The organism is Pseudomonas sp. F-14 TE3482, assembly GCF_053629455.1.
In genome coordinates, this window is sequence record NZ_JBRJII010000001.1 from 25,191 (window position 1) to 43,090 (window position 17,900).

The 17,900-nt window shown below is 58.1% G+C and carries 15 protein-coding genes; 4 read left to right on the plus strand and 11 right to left on the minus strand.

Annotated features, from left to right (window positions below; all coding sequences use genetic code 11):
• Positions 1-2 precede the first annotated feature (2 nt).
• Positions 3-1,256: an AAA family ATPase gene (locus AB7M26_RS00105; RefSeq protein ID WP_123498065.1), complete on the minus strand. Its 1,254-nt coding sequence runs from the start codon at positions 1,254-1,256 to the stop codon at positions 3-5.
• A 437-nt stretch (positions 1,257-1,693) separates the two neighbouring features.
• Here AB7M26_RS00105 and AB7M26_RS00110 point away from each other — a divergent pair, with 437 nt between their 5' ends.
• Positions 1,694-2,200 carry a BRO-N domain-containing protein gene (locus AB7M26_RS00110; RefSeq protein WP_123498063.1) on the plus strand — a complete coding sequence of 169 codons (507 nt, stop codon included), beginning with the start codon at positions 1,694-1,696 and terminating at the stop codon, positions 2,198-2,200.
• A 71-nt stretch (positions 2,201-2,271) separates the two neighbouring features.
• On the opposite strand, the gene AB7M26_RS00115 is transcribed toward AB7M26_RS00110, so the two are convergent.
• A complete protein-coding gene (locus tag AB7M26_RS00115; protein ID WP_123498061.1) occupies positions 2,272-2,457 on the minus strand; it encodes a hypothetical protein in 186 nt (61 codons plus the stop codon).
• 412 nt (positions 2,458-2,869) lie between these two features.
• On the opposite strand from AB7M26_RS00115, the gene AB7M26_RS00120 reads away from it, so the two are divergent.
• Positions 2,870-4,495, plus strand: a complete 1,626-nt coding sequence (locus AB7M26_RS00120; RefSeq protein ID WP_123498059.1) for a glucan biosynthesis protein D — start codon at positions 2,870-2,872, stop codon at positions 4,493-4,495.
• 211 nt (positions 4,496-4,706) lie between these two features.
• On the opposite strand, the gene AB7M26_RS00125 is transcribed toward AB7M26_RS00120, so the two are convergent.
• The 3 genes from AB7M26_RS00125 to AB7M26_RS00135 form a co-directional block, all read right to left on the minus strand.
• A complete protein-coding gene (locus AB7M26_RS00125; protein ID WP_123498057.1) occupies positions 4,707-5,813 on the minus strand; it encodes an NADH:flavin oxidoreductase/NADH oxidase in 1,107 nt (368 codons plus the stop codon).
• 358 nt (positions 5,814-6,171) lie between these two features.
• The gene (gene recJ / locus AB7M26_RS00130; protein WP_123498054.1) at positions 6,172-7,881 is read right to left on the minus strand and encodes a single-stranded-DNA-specific exonuclease RecJ; all 1,710 of its coding nucleotides are present in this window, start codon (positions 7,879-7,881) and stop codon (positions 6,172-6,174) included.
• 66 nt (positions 7,882-7,947) lie between these two features.
• Positions 7,948-8,490: a YaeQ family protein gene (locus AB7M26_RS00135; protein WP_008151638.1), complete on the minus strand. Its 543-nt coding sequence runs from the start codon at positions 8,488-8,490 to the stop codon at positions 7,948-7,950.
• 146 nt (positions 8,491-8,636) lie between these two features.
• Here AB7M26_RS00135 and AB7M26_RS00140 point away from each other — a divergent pair, with 146 nt between their 5' ends.
• Both AB7M26_RS00140 and AB7M26_RS00145 read left to right on the plus strand, forming a co-directional pair.
• The gene (locus tag AB7M26_RS00140) at positions 8,637-9,836 is read left to right on the plus strand and encodes a CaiB/BaiF CoA transferase family protein (protein WP_123498052.1); all 1,200 of its coding nucleotides are present in this window, start codon (positions 8,637-8,639) and stop codon (positions 9,834-9,836) included.
• Positions 9,817-10,743 carry a TIGR02285 family protein gene (locus AB7M26_RS00145; protein ID WP_123498050.1) on the plus strand — a complete coding sequence of 309 codons (927 nt, stop codon included), beginning with the start codon at positions 9,817-9,819 and terminating at the stop codon, positions 10,741-10,743. The genes AB7M26_RS00140 and AB7M26_RS00145 overlap by 20 nt, the downstream gene beginning before the upstream one ends.
• 170 nt (positions 10,744-10,913) lie before the next feature.
• Here AB7M26_RS00145 and AB7M26_RS00150 read toward each other — a convergent pair whose 3' ends face one another.
• The 6 genes from AB7M26_RS00150 to xerD all read right to left on the minus strand — a co-directional run bounded on the left by AB7M26_RS00150 (position 10,914) and on the right by xerD (position 17,865).
• Positions 10,914-11,201, minus strand: a complete 288-nt coding sequence (locus AB7M26_RS00150; RefSeq protein ID WP_008014014.1) for a DUF3509 domain-containing protein — start codon at positions 11,199-11,201, stop codon at positions 10,914-10,916.
• A gap of 331 nt (positions 11,202-11,532) precedes the next feature.
• Complete coding sequence (locus AB7M26_RS00155) at positions 11,533-12,888, minus strand: transporter substrate-binding domain-containing protein (RefSeq protein ID WP_123498047.1); 1,356 nt, start codon at positions 12,886-12,888, stop codon at positions 11,533-11,535.
• A 133-nt stretch (positions 12,889-13,021) separates the two neighbouring features.
• Positions 13,022-14,431, minus strand: a complete 1,410-nt coding sequence (thrC, locus tag AB7M26_RS00160) for a threonine synthase (protein ID WP_050683139.1) — start codon at positions 14,429-14,431, stop codon at positions 13,022-13,024.
• A gap of 66 nt (positions 14,432-14,497) precedes the next feature.
• Complete coding sequence (locus AB7M26_RS00165) at positions 14,498-15,802, minus strand: homoserine dehydrogenase (protein WP_032830508.1); 1,305 nt, start codon at positions 15,800-15,802, stop codon at positions 14,498-14,500.
• A gap of 133 nt (positions 15,803-15,935) precedes the next feature.
• A complete protein-coding gene (gene dsbC / locus AB7M26_RS00170; protein WP_008072863.1) occupies positions 15,936-16,667 on the minus strand; it encodes a bifunctional protein-disulfide isomerase/oxidoreductase DsbC in 732 nt (243 codons plus the stop codon).
• A 301-nt stretch (positions 16,668-16,968) separates the two neighbouring features.
• Complete coding sequence (gene xerD, locus AB7M26_RS00175; protein ID WP_123498045.1) at positions 16,969-17,865, minus strand: site-specific tyrosine recombinase XerD; 897 nt, start codon at positions 17,863-17,865, stop codon at positions 16,969-16,971.
• Positions 17,866-17,900 lie beyond the last annotated feature (35 nt).

Below are 17,900 nucleotides of genomic sequence, written 5' to 3' on the forward strand. Positions count from 1 at the left end.
GGTCATCCCCGCCTAATCAGAGGCAAACCGCGGTAACGGCCTTCAAAGTAGCGTTTCTCAACATCCTCCCCCTCTCGCCCTTCAAAATCGTGAACGGAAAAAACACTGGTTGCACCATTGGCATCGCGCTCAGTGATCCAGAACTGATCACGCCGCAGAATTTTTGCATTCATTAGATGAGTGTCATGTGTCGTAAAGATCAGCTGAGTATCCAATCCGCTATCGAGATGTTTCCCGATCAGATCAGCAACTATCTCAGGATGCAGGCTGCTGTCCAACTCATCGACAGACAGTATCCCGCTTCCATCTGCGCGATTGATCATGAACCAGGGTAGCCAAAAGCCAATCAGGTTTTTTGTGCCTCCGGACTCCTCTGAAAAATCAAACTCTGCTGCTCCCAAAAGACTTGTATGCGTCAGGGTCACTTTGTCTTTTTGTGCCGCCGCGAAGAATTCTTTAAGCGTGAGCTTCTTCTTGATCGGAACAGCATCTGCATCCTCGGTATTGAGTTGAATAGCAGACACCGGAATATCCACTGCCCTTAGGAACTCCTTCAAATCGACTGTGTAGTCCGAGGCAACCTGTAAAAACCTGATGGAGGCGGCAGACAGCCCCATCATATTGTTCTGCTCAATGACAAGAAGTCCGGTTTGAAACCAGGTAAACGGCGCTCGCAACTGAGTCAACTCTTCGCTGCTGTTCGCAACGGCCTGCGAAATAAACAACACCTTAGGGCTCGTCAGGCGCCGCCAGGCATTGTGGACATCCTTCCCCCCCTCAAGACTTGAACCAAAAACATACTGCTCTCCCTCATCACCAAAACGACGTTCATACAGCAGTGTTTCTTTCCCTTTGGGATAGGAGACCAGTTGCTCCTTGATTATCCGTTGCGAAGTAATGCGCAGAACAAACCGATATCGGAGTCCGTTTTGAATGAAGTTGTACTCAAAAAAACTGGGTTCGTCCTTGAGCTGCGAGTCAAAACGAAACGGTGAAACCGGCAGCGGTTCATCATTTGAGGACGGGGTCGTTGCGAGCAAGCGCCCCATGATCCCCATCGCCTGGATAAGAGAAGATTTACCGGACGCGTTAGGCCCGTAAATCGCCGCTACCTTCAACAAGTCCGGTAGTTTTTCGCCACTTACGGAAGGTTTGAATACATTGCGCTTTTTACTCAGGCGTGGGGTCGCCACCATGGACAGAGTTTGCGTATCACGGAAGGAGCGATAATTGGAAACCGAAAATTCGATCAACATGTAGAAATCCTGCACTTAATTCCGGAAAGCAGAATAAATATAGGAAAAACCATTCATTTGGCGCTGTCTCTCTGCACCTCGTGCAAAAACAGGAAATTCCTACAGATGGAGCCTTCCAGCAAATACAACAATTCCTACAACAAGCATCGCCAGAGTAGACTTGGCGCCGCGAGCGCCTGAACGATAGGCTTCATCCCGTCGCTGCCAAATCAGCGACCCGGGGTCGAAGCCGGAACATCATCAACATGGCGCATCCGCGCCCCCATATGAACTGGGGCAATTTTGCCTTTCAGCTTCGCTTTATGGTGGGCCGTGTGGCGCGGGCCTCTCGGCTTACATGTTGATCGAGAATGTTCCGACTTCGAACGCCGCGCGGTCCGCCACCCGAATCTGTCGAAGGATTAGTGGCGGCTTCCTTTTCAACATGGAGTCGAAAAATGCTTGAGCACACGCTAAATCCCTCTGAAATCCATCCTCATTACACTCCTACTGTCTTCACCCGCCACAATCGCTTCCTCCACGCCTTCATGCAGGACAACCAAGCCTGGTTCTGCGTCCAGGACCTCGGTCGCCTGATGGGTCGACCGATGGACCAACGGCTCACCCTGAAGCTCGATCCTGATCAACGCCAATATGTCTGGCTGCTGAAGAACGGCAAAACGACCGAATCACTGATGGTCAGCGAATCAGGGATGTATGCCCTGCTCGTTCACCATTTCGTCCCGGAAAACCGAAACCTGCGCCAGTGGCTGAGCAACGAGGTCATCCCAATGCTGCGTGATTCGAAAGCGACATCTGTGGATAACATTCCCAGCCTGAGTTCGTTGCAATGGGCTGGGGTTTCTGTGCCGCTGCTGCATTGGCAGCATCAGGCCTGGATCAAGTGGCGGGACATGCCTGACCTGATGCAGGCACAGCGGCCATTCACGATTTGTAGCCGTTGAACTGATGAACAAAGGGACGGACTTTTACAGTCCGCCCCTTTGGTTTTCCAACATCACTCAATCTCCTACTGTTAAAACCGCGAAACACTGCGCATCGCATCCACCAGATACCGCATCGCAATCCGGTCATTCTCCGACAGCTCGCGATACCGCTCCACCAACTTCAACTCCTCCGAACTGAGCCGACGCCTTCGCCGACCGGTGGTCAGCCAGGGAAAGATTCCTAATATTTCAGTGATGCCTTGTACTTTCGACATGGACGATGTCCTTCTATACGTCAGAGAAAACTGCAAAACCGCATCGCCCTATCACTTTCAGCGGCCGTCTTGTACGCGCTGAACCCACCGGCCTGAAGGGCCGAAACCGGTCATGCCCATAGAATAGAAATTAAATCGGCGCTGAAAAGCGGTTTTTAGAGTAATTAGTCGAAAAAAGCAGATATGCCCTATAAATCAGAAAGTGCTGTGAGAAACGTTACCTGACATGTCTTGTTTCATTGCCGCGCTGTCGCGGTGCCATCAAACATTTTTGCTCTGCAACTGAACGGTTTAAGCTTATTGGCATCTGCTCTAAAGTCCGTTGCGTTTGGCCGAAGGCATGTCCGAACCGTTATTTCTGATCCAGCACGTGCCAGGAACGGCGCGGGATTGTTCACGACAGGTTGTACTTATGCACCGCAGGAATTTGCTCAAAGCCTCCATGGCCATCGCGGCTTACACTGGTCTCTCAGCCACCGGCCTATTGGCCGCACACGCCTGGGCTGGCAGCAGCACGGCTGATGGCGACGCTGTGGCGTTCGACTTCGAAGCGCTGAAGAGCCAGGCCAAACAGCTCGCCGGCAAGCCTTATCAGGACACCAAACAGGTGCTGCCGCCGACGCTGGCGACCATGACACCGCAGAACTTCAACGCGATCCGCTACGACGGCAATCACTCGCTGTGGAAGGACTTGAAAGGTCAGTTGGACGTGCAGTTTTTCCACGTCGGCATGGGTTTCAAGCAACCGGTGCGCATGTACAGCGTCGATCCCAAGACTCGACTGGCGCGCGAGGTGCATTTCCGCCCGTCGCTGTTCAACTATGAAAAAACCACCGTTGACACTAAACAGCTCAAGGCCGATCTGGGTTTCTCCGGGTTCAAGCTGTTCAAGGCCCCGGAGCTGGATAAGCACGACGTGTTGTCGTTCCTCGGCGCCAGCTATTTCCGCGCGGTGGATGCCACCGGCCAGTACGGTTTGTCGGCCCGCGGCCTGGCGATCGATACGTACGCCAAGAAGCGTGAAGAGTTTCCTGACTTCACCAAGTTCTGGTTCGAGACACCAGACAAGGACAGCACCCGTTTCGTGGTTTACGCCCTGCTCGATTCGCCGAGCGCCACTGGCGCCTACCGTTTTGACATCGATTGCCAGGCCGAGCGTGTGGTGATGGAAGTCGACGCCCACGTCAATGCCCGCACCGCCATCGAGCAACTGGGCATCGCACCGATGACCAGCATGTTCAGCTGCGGCACTCACGAACGGCGCATGTGTGACACCATTCACCCGCAAATCCACGATTCTGATCGCCTGGCGATGTGGCGCGGCAACGGCGAATGGATCTGCCGCCCGCTGAACAACCCGGCCACCCTGCAATTCAATGCCTTTGCCGACACCGATCCTAAAGGTTTCGGCCTGGTGCAGACCGATCACGAGTTCGCCAATTATCAAGACACCGTCGACTGGTACAGCAAGCGCCCGAGTCTGTGGGTAGAACCTACAACCGCGTGGGGCGAAGGCTCTATCGATTTGCTGGAAATTCCTACAACCGGCGAAACCCTGGATAACATCGTTGCGTTCTGGACGCCGAAAAAACCGGTCGCGGCCGGGGACTCCCTCAACTATGGCTACAAGCTCTACTGGAGTGCCCTGCCGCCGGTGAGTACGCCTCTGGCGCGGGTCCACGCGACCCGTTCGGGCATGGGCGGTTTCATTGAAGGCTGGGCGCCGGGCGAGCATTACCCAGAGGTCTGGGCACGACGCTTTGCCGTGGACTTCACCGGCGGCGGTCTGGACCGCTTGCCCGAAGGCGCGGGGATCGAGCCGGTGGTGACCTGCTCGAATGGCCAAGTGAAGGACTTCAACGTGTTGGTGCTCGATGACATCAAGGGCTACCGCATTACCTTCGACTGGTACCCGACCAATGACAGCGTGGCTCCGGTGGAACTGCGGTTGTTCATTCGCACCAATGACCGGACGTTGAGTGAAACCTGGTTGTACCAGTATTTCCCGCCTGCACCGGATAAGCGTAAGTACACCTGAGAGTTAGTCGGGGTCTGAAATGGCCCCTTCGCGGGCAAGCCCGCTCCCACAATCGATTTGTGTCGTATACCGATTCTGCGAACGACGATGAACCACTGTGGGAGCGGGCTTGCCCGCGAAGACGGCCGAACAGCCGACCAATATCCCGACACCAGAAATCAAAAAGCCCCGGTCAACACGACCGGGGCTTTTTGGTTTTTACAGCGGCCTTCTAGTCACGCAAATCCGATTCATGAATCGGCTGGTCGCGATGGGTGGCCCGCTGGTATTGCGCCGGCCAGATAGCTTTGTGCCCGCCCAGATCGTCATCGGCATGCAGCGGCCAATACGGATCACGCAACAACTCCCGGGCGAGGAAGATGATGTCGGCCTGACAGGTACGCAGAATGTGCTCGGCCTGGGCCGGTTCGGTGATCATTCCTACAGTGCCAGTGGCAATACCTGACTCCTTGCGTACGCGCTCGGCGAAACGGGTCTGATAACCGGGGCCAGTAGGAATCTCCGCGTTTACCGCCGTACCGCCCGATGAGACATCAATCAGGTCCACGCCCAGATCTTTGAGGCGTCGCGCCAGCTCCACGGTTTCATCGGGGTTCCAGCCGTCCTCCACCCAGTCGGTGGCCGACACCCGCACAAACACCGGTAACTCTTCAGGCCACACTGCACGCACCGCTTCGGTGACTTGCAGCACCAGCCGAATCCGATTCTCGAACGAACCGCCGTACTGATCGCGCCGCTGATTGCTCAAGGGCGAAAGAAATTGGTGCAACAGGTAACCGTGGGCGGCGTGTACTTCGACCACTTTGAAACCGGCGGTCATCGCCCGTTTGGCCGAATCGACGAAGGCCTGAATGACGTCAGCGATCTCGCCCTCATCGAGCTGCTTGGGTGGTGTGTGCTGGGGGTCGAAAGCGATCGGCGAAGGGCCGACCGGGGTCCAGCCGCCGTCTTCCGGCTTGATGCTGCCATGCTTGCCGAGCCACGGCCGATGCGTACTGGCCTTGCGCCCGGCGTGCGCCAACTGGATGCCGGCAACGGCGCCCTGGGCGGCGATGAAGCGCGTAATACGTTGCAAGGATTCGATCTGTTGATCATTCCAGAGGCCGAGGTCCTGGGCGGTAATCCGCCCATCAGCGGTGACCGCCGTGGCTTCGGTGAATACCAGACCAGCGCCGCCGATAGCACGGCTGCCGAGGTGGACCAGATGCCAATCATTGGCCAGCCCATCGACGCTGGAGTATTGGCACATCGGTGACACCGCGATGCGGTTAAGCAGGGTCAATTGACGAAGGGTATAGGGTTCAAGCAGCAGACTCATGGGGCACCTCTCGAATCAGTGGGCAGGCTCCAGGGTTCTGTTTGAATAGTCGACGAGTGACAGGAAAAAGGGTGCAGCACCCGCCCCCGCGGGCAAAAAATTCGACAAGACGTCACAAGGATAATCAAGCAGTGCTTAGAGACTAGTCGACATCGGGGGATCAGGGAGGGTTCAAGAAATGAAACACCCAAATTTGAGGTCCGGGCGATACCTGTGGCGAGGGAGCTTGCTCCCGTTCGGCTGCGTAGCAGTCGTCAACCATCCGGCGTGTTACCGCAGGAAAAAAGTGTTTAAGGGTTTTAGAGCCGCTTCGCAGCCCAGCGGGAGCAAGCTCCCTCGCCACAAAGGCATCGTGCCGTTATCGCGGCTCGATGTGAGCAATCATCAACTGAACGGTCTCGTTCCCCCGGAACTCATTGAGGTCGAGCTTGTAAGCCAATTCAACCCACTTGATGGTCGGATTTGGCCAGATATCGCGGTCGATACCGAAGGCAATGCCGTCAAGCTTCACCGAACCGCATTCACTCTTCAGCACCACTTTGAGGTGTCGTTCACCGACGACGCGCTGCTCAACCAATTGAAACACGCCATGGAACAGCGGCTCCGGGAAGTGTTGCCCCCAAGGCCCGGCGTGGCGCAGGGCGCGGGCCAGTTCCAGGTGAAACTCTTCGACCGCCAACGTACCGTCCGACAGCAGGCGCCCGGTCAGGTCTTCTTCGCGCAGTTGCCTACGCACTTCAGCGTCAAAGGCCTCGGCAAATAACGGAAAATTCGCTTCCGGCAACGTCAGGCCTGCCGCCATGGCGTGGCCGCCGTATTTGCTGATCAGGTTCGGATGTTGCGCCGCGACCACGCTCAGGGCGTCGCGAATATGAAAGCCCTGAACCGAACGCCCCGAGCCCTTGAGCAGGCCATCACCGGCATCGGCAAAGGCAATGGTCGGACGGAAATAGCGCTCTTTCATACGCGAGGCGAGGATTCCGATGACGCCCTGGTGCCACTCGGGATCGAACAGGCACAGGCCGAATGGCATCGATTCCACCGGTAAATCCTTGAGCTGTGCCAGCGCCTCACGCTGCATGCCCTGCTCGATGGATTTGCGGTCCTGATTCATGCCGTCCAGTTGAGCGGCCATTTCACGGGCAGCACCCGCATCTTCGGTGAGCAGGCATTCGATGCCCAGGCTCATGTCATCCAGACGCCCTGCCGCGTTCAGACGCGGGCCGAGGATGAAGCCCAGGTCGGTGGAGGTGATGCGCGAATGGTCGCGCTTGGCCACTTCAAGGATCGCCTTGATTCCCGGCCGCGCACGCCCGGCGCGAATCCGCTCCAGCCCCTGATGCACCAGAATCCGGTTGTTGGCATCCAGCGGCACCACGTCGGCGACGCTGCCCAGTGCCACCAGGTCCAGCAGTTCGCCAATGTTCGGCTGCGGCGTGCTCTCATACCAACCCAGGCTGCGCAAGCGCGCGCGCAGGGCCATCAGTACATAGAAGATCACCCCGACGCCGGCCAGGGCTTTGCTCGGAAACTCGCAACCCGGCTGATTCGGATTGACGATGGCATCGGCCAACGGCAGTTCATCGCCGGGCAAGTGGTGATCGGTGACCAGCACCTTGAGCCCGGCCTTTTTCGCCGCCGCCACGCCTTCGACGCTGGAGATACCGTTGTCCACGGTGATCAGCAGGTGCGGCTCGCGGGTCAGCGCCACTTCGACGATCTCCGGCGTCAGGCCATAGCCATACTCGAACCGGTTCGGCACCAGATAGTCGACATGCGCCGCGCCCAGCAGGCGCAAACCCAGCATGCCCACGGTACTGGCCGTCGCACCGTCGGCGTCGAAGTCGCCGACGATCAGTATCCGCTGACATTGCTCCAGGGCCGTCACCAGCAAATCCACCGCCGCCTCGATGCCTTTGAGCTGCTGATACGGAATCAGCCGCGCCAGGCTCTTGTCCAGTTCAGCCTCGGATTGCACGCCCCGCGCCGCGTAAAGGCGGGTCAGCAGCGGTGGAATATCACCGAGGAATGGCAGGGTGTCGGGCAACAGGCGAGGTTCGATGCGCATGGGGTGACAGGTGCTTCTCTTGAATACGTAGGATAAAACCGGGTAACGCGGTTCAGCGGCGAATAATCAGCCGCGTTCACCGCTCAGCCATTGCAACTGGACTTCGTGCTGACCACGGTCGTCGGTGACGAAAATCGTTCCTTCGCTGATCATCACATCCCACTTGATAACGCGCGGCATGTCCTTGGCCAGGGTTTCCAGCACGTCCTGAGGCACAGCGGCGATGTGAACGTTTTTCAGGTTTTTGATCGCCGGGATCACTTTGGTTTCCCAGACACGCAGGCTGCCGTAAGCCAGCAGGCTGGTACGCTCGGTGCGGCGCGAGCACCAGGTCAGGCGATCGGCGTCTGGCTGGCCGACTTCAATCCAGTGCAGGACACGATCATCCAGGCTCTTTTCCCACAGCGCTGGCTCATCCACGTCTGACAGACCGCGACCGAAGGACAACTGCTCGTTGTACCAGAAGGCGTAGGCCAGCAGCCGCACGGTCATGCGCTCTTCGGTTTCCGAAGGGTGACGGGCGATGGTCTGCTTCACGCTCTCGTAGACGCTGCGGTCGAGGTCGGTGAGGTTCAGTTCAAACTTGTAGGTTGTGGACGGCTGGGCCATGAACGGGCTTCTTGATACGAGGAAAGGCGGCAAGTCTAACCGATGCAACCGGCAATCAACGAATTGAAGGCATCAACTTTGGGCGATGGGCGTCGGCCTATGTTAAAACTCTGCATTCGCTCAGCCTTTGTCCTACAGGATTCAGTATGCCGTTCTCCAACAAACCGCTCTGCGGTCTGAAAGTCATCGAATTGGGTACGTTGATTGCCGGGCCGTTTGCCTCGCGTATTTGCGGCGAGTTCGGCGCCGAAGTGATCAAGATCGAATCCCCGGACGGCGGTGATCCGTTGCGCAAATGGCGCAAGTTGTATGAAGGCACTTCGCTGTGGTGGTTCGTTCAGGCACGTAACAAGAAGTCTTTGACCCTGAACCTGAAACACCCGGATGGCTTGGCGATTCTGAAACAGCTGCTTAGCGAAGCGGACATTTTGATCGAGAATTTTCGCCCCGGCGTGGTGGAAAAGCTTGGCCTGGGCTGGGACGTCTTGCATGCACTGAACCCGAAACTGGTGATGGTGCGGCTTTCGGGCTTTGGCCAGACCGGGCCGATGAAAGATCAGCCAGGCTTCGGCGCGGTCGGTGAGTCCATGGGCGGCCTGCGCTACATCACCGGGTTCGAGGACCGGCCGCCAGTGCGCACCGGGATTTCCATTGGTGATTCGATTGCCGCGCTCTGGGGCGTGATCGGCGCACTGATGGCCTTGCGGCATCGCGAGGTCAACGGCGGCTTGGGGCAAGTGGTGGACGTGGCGTTGTACGAAGCGATCTTCGCCATGATGGAAAGCATGGTCCCGGAGTTCGACGTGTTCGGCTTCATCCGCGAACGCACCGGCAACATCATGCCGGGCATCACGCCCTCCTCTATCCATACCAGCGCTGATGGCAAACACGTACAGATCGGCGCCAACGGCGATGCGATCTTCAAGCGTTTCATGCTGATCATCGGCCGCGAAGACCTGGCCAACGACCCTGTGCTGTCCAGCAACGACGGACGCGACAGCCGTCGCGACGAGATTTACGGGGTGATCGATCGCTGGGTCAACTCACTGCCGCTGGACGCGGTGATCGAGCAACTGAACCAGGCCGACGTTCCGGCCAGCCGGATCTTCAGTGCCGAAGACATGTTCAGTGATCCGCAGTACCTGGCCCGGGAAATGTTCCTGCAAGCCAAGCTGCCCGACGGCAAGGACTTCAAGATGCCCGGCATTGTGCCAAAACTCTCTGAGACGCCCGGCAGCTCCGAATGGGTCGGGCCGCAGCTGGGTGAGCACAATGCGCAGGTGCTCCACGACCTTGGCTACGACTCGGCACAGATCACACGGTTGCGTGAAGACGGGGCCATCTAAGCTGAAGCGCCTGCTTTCATCCACAATCGATTACGCCGGCATCGGGCGTGTGCTGGCGGTGCTCGGGCTGTTGGCGGGGTTGATATCCCCGGCCCTGGCGCAACCTAAGGAACATTTGTTCTGGCTGCTGCGCGACCTGCCGCCACTGACGGTCTTCGAAGGCCCGAAAAAAGGCCAAGGCGTTATCGATCAATTGATGCCGCTGTTGATCGCCGGGATGCCACAGTACGAACACACCCTGATGCGGGTCAATCGCGCCCGTGGCATGCAAATGCTCCATGAGAAATCTTTCACCTGCGACCCCTCGCTGATCTGGAGCGAGGAGCGCGAACACTGGATTGCGTTTTCCATACCGGTCTTCCGGGCAGTCAGCAATGGGCTGGTGATCCGACGTGAAGATCGGTCGGCACTGGAGCCTTTTCTCTTTGGCGATGAAGTCGATCTGGCAGCACTGTTGGCCAGCGGACGAGAGAAAGTCGGTGTAGTGGCCGAGCGCCGTTACGGTCAGTTCCTCGACACGTTGCTGCAACAAGCGCCGCCCGGCGTGCTGACGGCTCACTACGGCAACGATGCCCTCGGCAATCTGTTGCAGATGCAGCGCCTGGGTCGCTTGCAAGTGGTCTTGGGTTACTGGCCGGAAATCCGCTATCAGGCTCGTCAGGAACATATTGCCGATGATCAGTTAGAGTTTTATCCGGTCAAAGGCACGGGCAAATACTTGTCCGGGTACATCGGTTGCTCGAATACGCCCCAGGGGCGACAGGCAATCAGTGAAATCAATCAGCTATTGCGCGCCCTGCCCCGCGAGCGCCTGGACCCGCTGTACGCCGACTGGCTCGACCCACAAAGACGCAAGGACTACCTGGAAGAAACCAGGGCTTTTTTCGAGCGTCAGGCCGCGCAGTGACAAATCGCAGACAAAAAGAAACCCCGAGAAGTGGGGAGACGACTCGGGGTTAAACGTGGCCTACATAAAGACCAGTAGCAACAAGCTACAAGCACCGGAGCACAATGCTTGATCCTGCTGTTACATGGTCTGACTGACCTTGGCGCAGGAAGGTTCCCACAAAAAACAATTCAATTTCGGCTGGCCAGGATCTTGTCCTGAGCAGCATTGCGCAACGCCGCGATGACACAGGGCTCCAGACGTCCTTCAGCGATCAGCACGTCGCGGTGCAGCCCGTCGACGACATCCGTCAGCAGACGTTTATCGGTTAACTGGGCCTGATTGAACGCCCGTTCGACCACGATAGCGCCGCTCGTACTCTTCAGTGTCACCAGGCATTCGCCATGGGCACCCGACGGGGTCAACTTGACCAGATACGGGCTCAGAGCCTCACCGAGCAATAGACTGATACTTTCCATCTCGATCACCACTCAATAGTCCGAAAACAAAGTGCCTGGGGCGTGTCCACAGTAAATGACCACAGGCCCGAGAAGAAAGTTCTGGATTCCAACGGCAGGCGCACCGGCGCCTCTGGTAACTAGAGCATGCACGGTCAAGATGACAGTAAAAAAACAGCCGTTTCATGCCTGACAGGTAAGTCAAGACGCAGAACGCTGTGGGAGCGTGGCTTGCCCGCGAAGAACGATGACGCGTATTAACCTGCAAAACCGCGGTGCATTCTTCGCGGGCAAGCCACGCTCCTACAGAGTTTTCGGTGCTCAAATTTCTTAACTTACCGAAATTAACGCTTCACACCTGGCGTGTACGCTTGCCGATATCGCTCCATCCGCCCAGCAGTCCTCGCAATTGACCATTGGCACTGTAGAACGGCACCGTCCACTGGTAGATATCCCTGACGCCATCCTTGAACATCAACTGACGTTCACTGAAGCGAGTCTTGCGCGTACCGAGCTGAGCCATGAACTCGGTGTGCAGCTGCTCGGCGGTCTCTTTGGGCAAAACATCGACTTCGATCAGTTGTCGACCCTGTACCTGGTCGAAACGGGTCGACAAGTTCTCCTCATAACTTTTGTTGCACATGATCAAACGCCCCTCCAGATCACGCACGAACATCGGATCGGGCATGGCGTCTATCAACGCATGCTGAAATGCGAGCTGGTCATTAAGGTCTTTCTCGGCATCCCGACGTTGTTCGATCAGTGCGGCGAGCCGACGGTTCCACAGCAATGAAAGCAGGCCGAAGAGGCTAACGATGAACAGGCTCCAGCAGCCCCACTGGGTTATCCGCTGCCAGGCCGAGGGCGCATGTACCGGTGCAATTCCATTCAGCCATTTCAGCCGTATGGCGCGTAGCTCTGCAGGCGGGAATGCTTCGAGCGCCTTGTTGAGGATGCTCAATAGGTGCGGCTGTCCTTTGCGGACCGCCAAGTGATCAGCCTCCCACTTGCCCTCCACCGCAGGCCCTACCTTTAGCCGGTCCGAGGGATAAAGCTGCGCTCCGATTTCATTTTCTATGGTGGCGTAGGCCTCGCCACTTTCCACCAGCGCCAAGGCTTCAGCGTAGGTTTTGACCAGGCGCAGCTCAATCGCCGGGTAATCACGACGAATCACACCCTCCAAGGCGTGCCGGGCCGGCAATACCAGGACTCTTCTGGAAAGTTGTTCCAGGGACTGTAACGCTGGTGTGTCGGCCAGCCCCACGAGTACCCAACCCGCCCCGCCGAATGCATGGCTGAAATCCAGGAACACCTTGCGCTCGTCATTTATTGCCAACGTCGTGCTCATGTCCGCCGCGCCGTTTTCCAGTTGTTCCAGCAGTTGATCGGTAGAAAACGACTCTTCATGGACGAACCGCAGCCCTGTCATGGCGCTGATTCGGTCGAGCACATCGTTGTTCAAACCGCTCCAGTGACCATACTCATCCTTGAACAGGTACAGCGGGTACTGCGCCGACGCGACAACGACCTCGGGATGATCACGAACCCATTGCAGCTCCTGAGCATCCAGCTCAATGCGTGCGACGGCGGTTGACGCCCTGGAATCATGTGCCACCCATTGCGCTGCCTTTACCCACGGCCCGAAGCCCAGGGTGCCCAGCAAAAACATCCAGCACACGGCTGGTCTAAACCCTCTGAAAAACAGCATTGCCACTTCCTTGGTAATCGTCTCGCCCGTCCTTCATGGGCGGCTCTTCTTTTACGAAACCCGGCAAGTGTGGCATGCAGAAATGAGAAAGCCCGTCAGGAGACGGGCTTCAAAATGTGACAGCTTTTACCGGTTACAGCGGCTTGCCGCGGTTGCCATGCTGACTGACAAAGGCCTGTACGGCTTTCAGGTCGTTCGGCAACACGGTGCAACGCTCATCTCGCTCAAACAAATCAGAAAGATGTGCAGGTAGTTCGAGTGCTTTTCCTACACCGGCTTTTTCCACTGCGTCCGGGAATTTGACTGGATGGGCTGTACCGAGGATCACCATCGGGATATCCAGGCTGCGACGGCATTCGCGCGCGGCCTTCACGCCGATGGCAGTGTGCGGGTCCAACAGCTCGCCGGTTTGCTCAAAGACTTCGGCAATGGTTTCGCACGTTTGGGCGTCGTCCACGGCCAGCGAATCGAACAGTTTGCGTGCCTCGGTCCAGCGCTCCTCTTCGACGCTGAAACCGCCGCCCTGCTTGAAGGTGTCCATCAAGCCGGCAATTGCCGCGCCGTTGCGACCGTGCAGGTCGAACAGCAGGCGTTCGAAGTTCGACGAGACCATGATGTCCATGGACGGCGACAGCGTGGCGTGCAGGGTTTCCTTGACGTACTGATTGCCACTCATGAAGCGGTGCAGGATGTCGTTGCGGTTGGTGGCGACGATCAACTGATTGATCGGCAGGCCCATGTTGCGCGCCAGGTAACCGGCGAAGATATCGCCGAAGTTGCCGGTTGGCACCGAGAACGACACCGAACGCGCCGGGCCACCCAGCTGCAGGGCTGCGTGGAAGTAGTAAACGATCTGGGCCATGATCCGCGCCCAGTTGATCGAGTTCACCGCCACCAGGCGCGTGCCCTTGAGGAAGCTCTGGTCGGCGAAGCTGGCCTTGACCATTTCCTGGCAGTCATCGAAGTTGCCTTCGATGGCGATGTTATGAATGTTTTCGCCGAAGATGGTGGTCATCTGGCGACGCTGCACTTCGGACACACGGTTGTGCGGGTGCAGGATGAAGATGTCGACGTTTTCGCAGTGCTTGCAGCCTTCGATGGCGGCCGAACCGGTGTCACCGGAGGTGGCGCCAACAATCACCACGCGCTCACCGCGTTTTTCCAGCACGTAGTCGAGCAAGCGACCGAGCAGTTGCAGGGCGAAATCCTTGAACGCCAGGGTCGGGCCGTGGAACAGCTCCAGCACCCATTCGTTGCCATTGAGCTGACGCAACGGGGCCACGGCGTTGTGGGAAAACACGCCGTACGTTTCTTCAAGAATCTTTCTGAAATCGGCATCCGGGATGCTGCCGGTCACGAACGGGCGCATTACCCGGAAGGCCAGCTCGTGATACGGCAGGCCGGCCCAGGAAGCGATCTCTTCCTGGGTAAAACGTGGCAGGTTTTCCGGGACGTACAGACCGCCGTCGGTGGCGAGACCGGCCAGCAGGACATCTTCGAAATTCAGGGCCGGTGCCTGGCCGCGGGTACTGATATAACGCATGACTGGCTCCAATAGACAGTGTTCGCAATGCCGGGCCCGCGTGCGGGCCCGGTGAACGATAACGGCTTAGTTCAGGTGCTCGACGCGGATTCGTACGACCGGGCCGACCACGCCTTCCAAGGCCTCCAGGGCGGTGATCGCGTCGTTCATGTGCTGTTCCAGCACACGGTGCGTCAGCAGGATCATTGGCACCAGACCGTCATGCTCTTCGACTTCTTTCTGCATGATCGATTCGATGTTGATACCGCGCTCCGACAGGATGCTCGCCACCTGAGCCAACACGCCCGGATGGTCCTTGGCCTGAATGCGCAGGTAGTAAGCGCTTTCACAGGATTCGATCGGCAGGATCGGATGGGCCGACAGCGAATCCGGCTGGAAGGCCAGGTGCGGTACGCGGTTTTCCGGATCGGAGGTCATGGCGCGAACCACGTCCACCAGGTCGGCGATCACCGACGAAGCGGTCGGCTCCATGCCGGCGCCGGCGCCGTAGAACAAGGTCGAACCGGCAGCATCGCCGTTGACCATCACCGCGTTCATCACGCCGTTGACGTTGGCGAGCAAACGATCGGCCGGGATCAGCGTCGGGTGCACACGCAACTCGATACCGGCCGCGGTGCTGCGCGCCACGCCCAGGTGCTTGATGCGATAGCCCAGCGCTTCGGCGTAGTTCACGTCAGCGGTGGTCAGCTTGGTGATGCCTTCGGTGTAAGCCTTGTCGAATTGCAGCGGGATACCGAATGCAATGGACGCCAGGATCGTCAGCTTGTGGGCTGCATCGATGCCTTCGACGTCGAAGGTCGGATCGGCTTCGGCGTAACCCAGGGCTTGCGCCTCGGCGAGTACGTCTTCGAAGGTGCGACCCTTTTCACGCATTTCGGTGAGAATGAAGTTGCCAGTGCCGTTGATGATCCCGGCCACCCAGTTGATGCGGTTGGCGGACAAACCTTCGCGGATCGCTTTGATCACGGGAATGCCGCCGGCCACGGCCGCTTCGAACGCCACGATGACGCCCTTCTCGCGAGCCTTGGCGAAAATTTCATTACCGTGAACGGCAATCAGTGCCTTGTTCGCGGTGACCACATGCTTGCCATTCTCGATGGCCTTGAGTACCAGCTCGCGGGCAACGGTGTAGCCGCCCATCAGCTCTATAACGATGTCGATCTCTGGGTTCGTGGCCACTTCGAACACATCGTTGGTAATCGCAATACCGGTCGTCTGGAACTGAGGCTTTGGCGTGCGCATGGCAATTTGTGCCACTTCGATTCCACGCCCGGCACGACGAGCAATTTCCTCGGCGTTGCGCTGAAGTACGTTGAAGGTACCGCCACCGACGGTCCCTAACCCACAGATGCCTACTTTGACCGGTTTCACTGTGAACTCCCCATAAAACGGCCGACTCAAGGCCGGCCGTGAAAACAACCGCATACTCGCGGCTCTCGATTAATGGCTCGACAATATTGCCGCCGAACCATGATCGTCAAAGGCTGACCATGACGATGCGAAATTATTTCGCGCCCAATGCCAGTTTGGCGACTTGTGGCGCAGGCTGGTAGCCCGGAATGACCTGTCCGTCGGCCAAAACGATGGCCGGTGTACCGTTCACACCGATCGACTGACCGAGGGCGAACTGCTTGGCTACCGGGTTCTCGCACTTGGCGGCCTTGATTTCCTTGCCATCGACCATTTTGTCCATGGCCGCTTTCTTGTCCTTGGAGCACCACACGGCTTGCAGTTGCTCGTCACCCGCCGAGCCCAGGCCCTGGCGCGGGAACGCAACATAACGCACTTCGATACCCAGCTTGTTCAGCGCCGGCACTTCGGCGTGCAGCTTGTGGCAATACGGGCATGTGGTGTCGGTGAACACGGTGATGTGTGATTTGGTTTCGCCGATGGCCGGGTAAACCACGGTTTCAGCCACTGGAATGTTATTGATCAGTTTGGAAATGCCCAGGCGCTCGGTCTTCTCGGTCAGGTTGACCGGTTTGCCGTCCTTGAGCTGGAACAGGTAACCCTGAACGACGTATTGGCCATCGGCGCTGGCATAGAGCACACGGCTGCCCTTGAGTTTGACTTCATACAGGCCTGGCAACGGGCTGGCGGTGATGCTTTCGACCGGCACGTCGAGTTCGAGGGTTTGCAGGCTTTTACGAATGGCTTTGTCGGCCGTGTCATCGGCGACGGCAAAGGTGCTGACCAACGCAATGGCTGCGGCGGCGAAAATCTGGGTCAGACGCATGAGAACTCCTGAAGGCGGACAAATGGGACGATCAGAACACCCGTGCCGAAACACCGGGTCATAACCGCCCATCGTGCAAACCGGCAAAGCCTACCACATAAGGCCCCCGTGGCCGAATGCGGGTGACGCGAGACACCCATGCCTGACTGACACCCATTATTGTGGCGAGGGAGCTTGCTCCCGCTCGGCTGCGTAGCAGTCGCAAATAGGCCAGTCGGGCTTTCCTGAATAAATGCAGCGCCTGGTTTTGGGGTTGCTACGCAACCCAGCGGGAGCAAGCTCCCTCGCCACAGGGTTGACGCTAGCCTCTGGGGTGATGCTTGGCGTGCAGGTCCTGCAGACGTGCGCGGGCGACGTGAGTATAGATCTGGGTCGTCGACAGATCGCTGTGGCCGAGCAACATTTGCACCACGCGCAAATCGGCGCCGTGATTGAGCAAGTGTGTGGCGAAGGCATGGCGCAGGGTATGTGGAGACAACGACTTGCCGATCCCGGCGACCTTGGCCTGGTGTTTGATGCGATGCCAGAAGGTCTGGCGGGTCATCTGCTCGCCGCGCAGGCTGGGGAACAGCACATCGCTGGGGCGCCCGCCCAGCAACTCGCCACGGGCATCGCGCATGTACCGCTCGACCCAGACAATCGCCTCCTCGCCCATCGGCACCAGTCGTTCCTTGCTGCCCTTGCCCATCACCCGCAGCACGCCTTGGCGCAGGTTGACCTGTTCCAGCGTCAGGCTGATCAGCTCCGTGACCCGCAAGCCACAGGCGTAAAGCACTTCCAGCATGGCGCGGTCTCGCTGACCGATGGCTTCGCTCAGGTCTGGCGCGGCCAGCAGCGACTCCACATCGGCTTCCGACAAGGACTTAGGCAACGGCCTGCCTAGCTGGGGCATATCGACACGCAATGTCGGATCGACCGCGATCAGCTTTTCCCGCAATAAATAGCGATAGAAGCCACGCACACCGGAAAGAAACCGCGCCGTGGAACGGGGTTTGTAGTTTTGCTCCAGGCGCCAGGCCAGGTGATCGAGGATCAACTCGCGACCGGCGTTGATCAATTCCAGGCCCTTTTCCTGCAACCAACCGTTGAACAAGGCCAGGTCGCTGCGATAGGCATCGCGGGTATTATCGGAAAGGCCTTTTTCCAGCCACAGGGCGTCAAGGAACTGGTCTATCAGGGGATGATCAATGGCAGGCATGGGGTCTCGGACAGGCAGGCGTAAGGCCGCGAAAA

Excerpts from the sequence above, each read along its gene's own strand:
- dsbC (WP_008072863.1), bottom strand. The coding sequence starts at position 16,667 with ATGCGTCTGACCCAGATTTTCGCCGCCGCAGCCATTGCGTTGGTCAGC.
- AB7M26_RS00155 (WP_123498047.1), bottom strand. The coding sequence starts at position 12,888 with ATGCTGTTTTTCAGAGGGTTTAGACCAGCCGTGTGCTGGATGTTTTTG.
- recJ (WP_123498054.1), bottom strand. The coding sequence starts at position 7,881 with ATGCGCATCGAACCTCGCCTGTTGCCCGACACCCTGCCATTCCTCGGT.
- AB7M26_RS00110 (WP_123498063.1), top strand. The coding sequence starts at position 1,694 with ATGCTTGAGCACACGCTAAATCCCTCTGAAATCCATCCTCATTACACT.
- AB7M26_RS00105 (WP_123498065.1), bottom strand. The coding sequence starts at position 1,256 with ATGTTGATCGAATTTTCGGTTTCCAATTATCGCTCCTTCCGTGATACG.
- AB7M26_RS00135 (WP_008151638.1), bottom strand. The coding sequence starts at position 8,490 with ATGGCCCAGCCGTCCACAACCTACAAGTTTGAACTGAACCTCACCGAC.
- AB7M26_RS00125 (WP_123498057.1), bottom strand. The coding sequence starts at position 5,813 with ATGAGTCTGCTGCTTGAACCCTATACCCTTCGTCAATTGACCCTGCTT.
- AB7M26_RS00140 (WP_123498052.1), top strand. The coding sequence starts at position 8,637 with ATGCCGTTCTCCAACAAACCGCTCTGCGGTCTGAAAGTCATCGAATTG.
- thrC (WP_050683139.1), bottom strand. The coding sequence starts at position 14,431 with ATGCGTTATATCAGTACCCGCGGCCAGGCACCGGCCCTGAATTTCGAA.
- xerD (WP_123498045.1), bottom strand. The coding sequence starts at position 17,865 with ATGCCTGCCATTGATCATCCCCTGATAGACCAGTTCCTTGACGCCCTG.
- AB7M26_RS00150 (WP_008014014.1), bottom strand. The coding sequence starts at position 11,201 with ATGGAAAGTATCAGTCTATTGCTCGGTGAGGCTCTGAGCCCGTATCTG.
- AB7M26_RS00115 (WP_123498061.1), bottom strand. The coding sequence starts at position 2,457 with ATGTCGAAAGTACAAGGCATCACTGAAATATTAGGAATCTTTCCCTGG.
- AB7M26_RS00120 (WP_123498059.1), top strand. The coding sequence starts at position 2,870 with ATGCACCGCAGGAATTTGCTCAAAGCCTCCATGGCCATCGCGGCTTAC.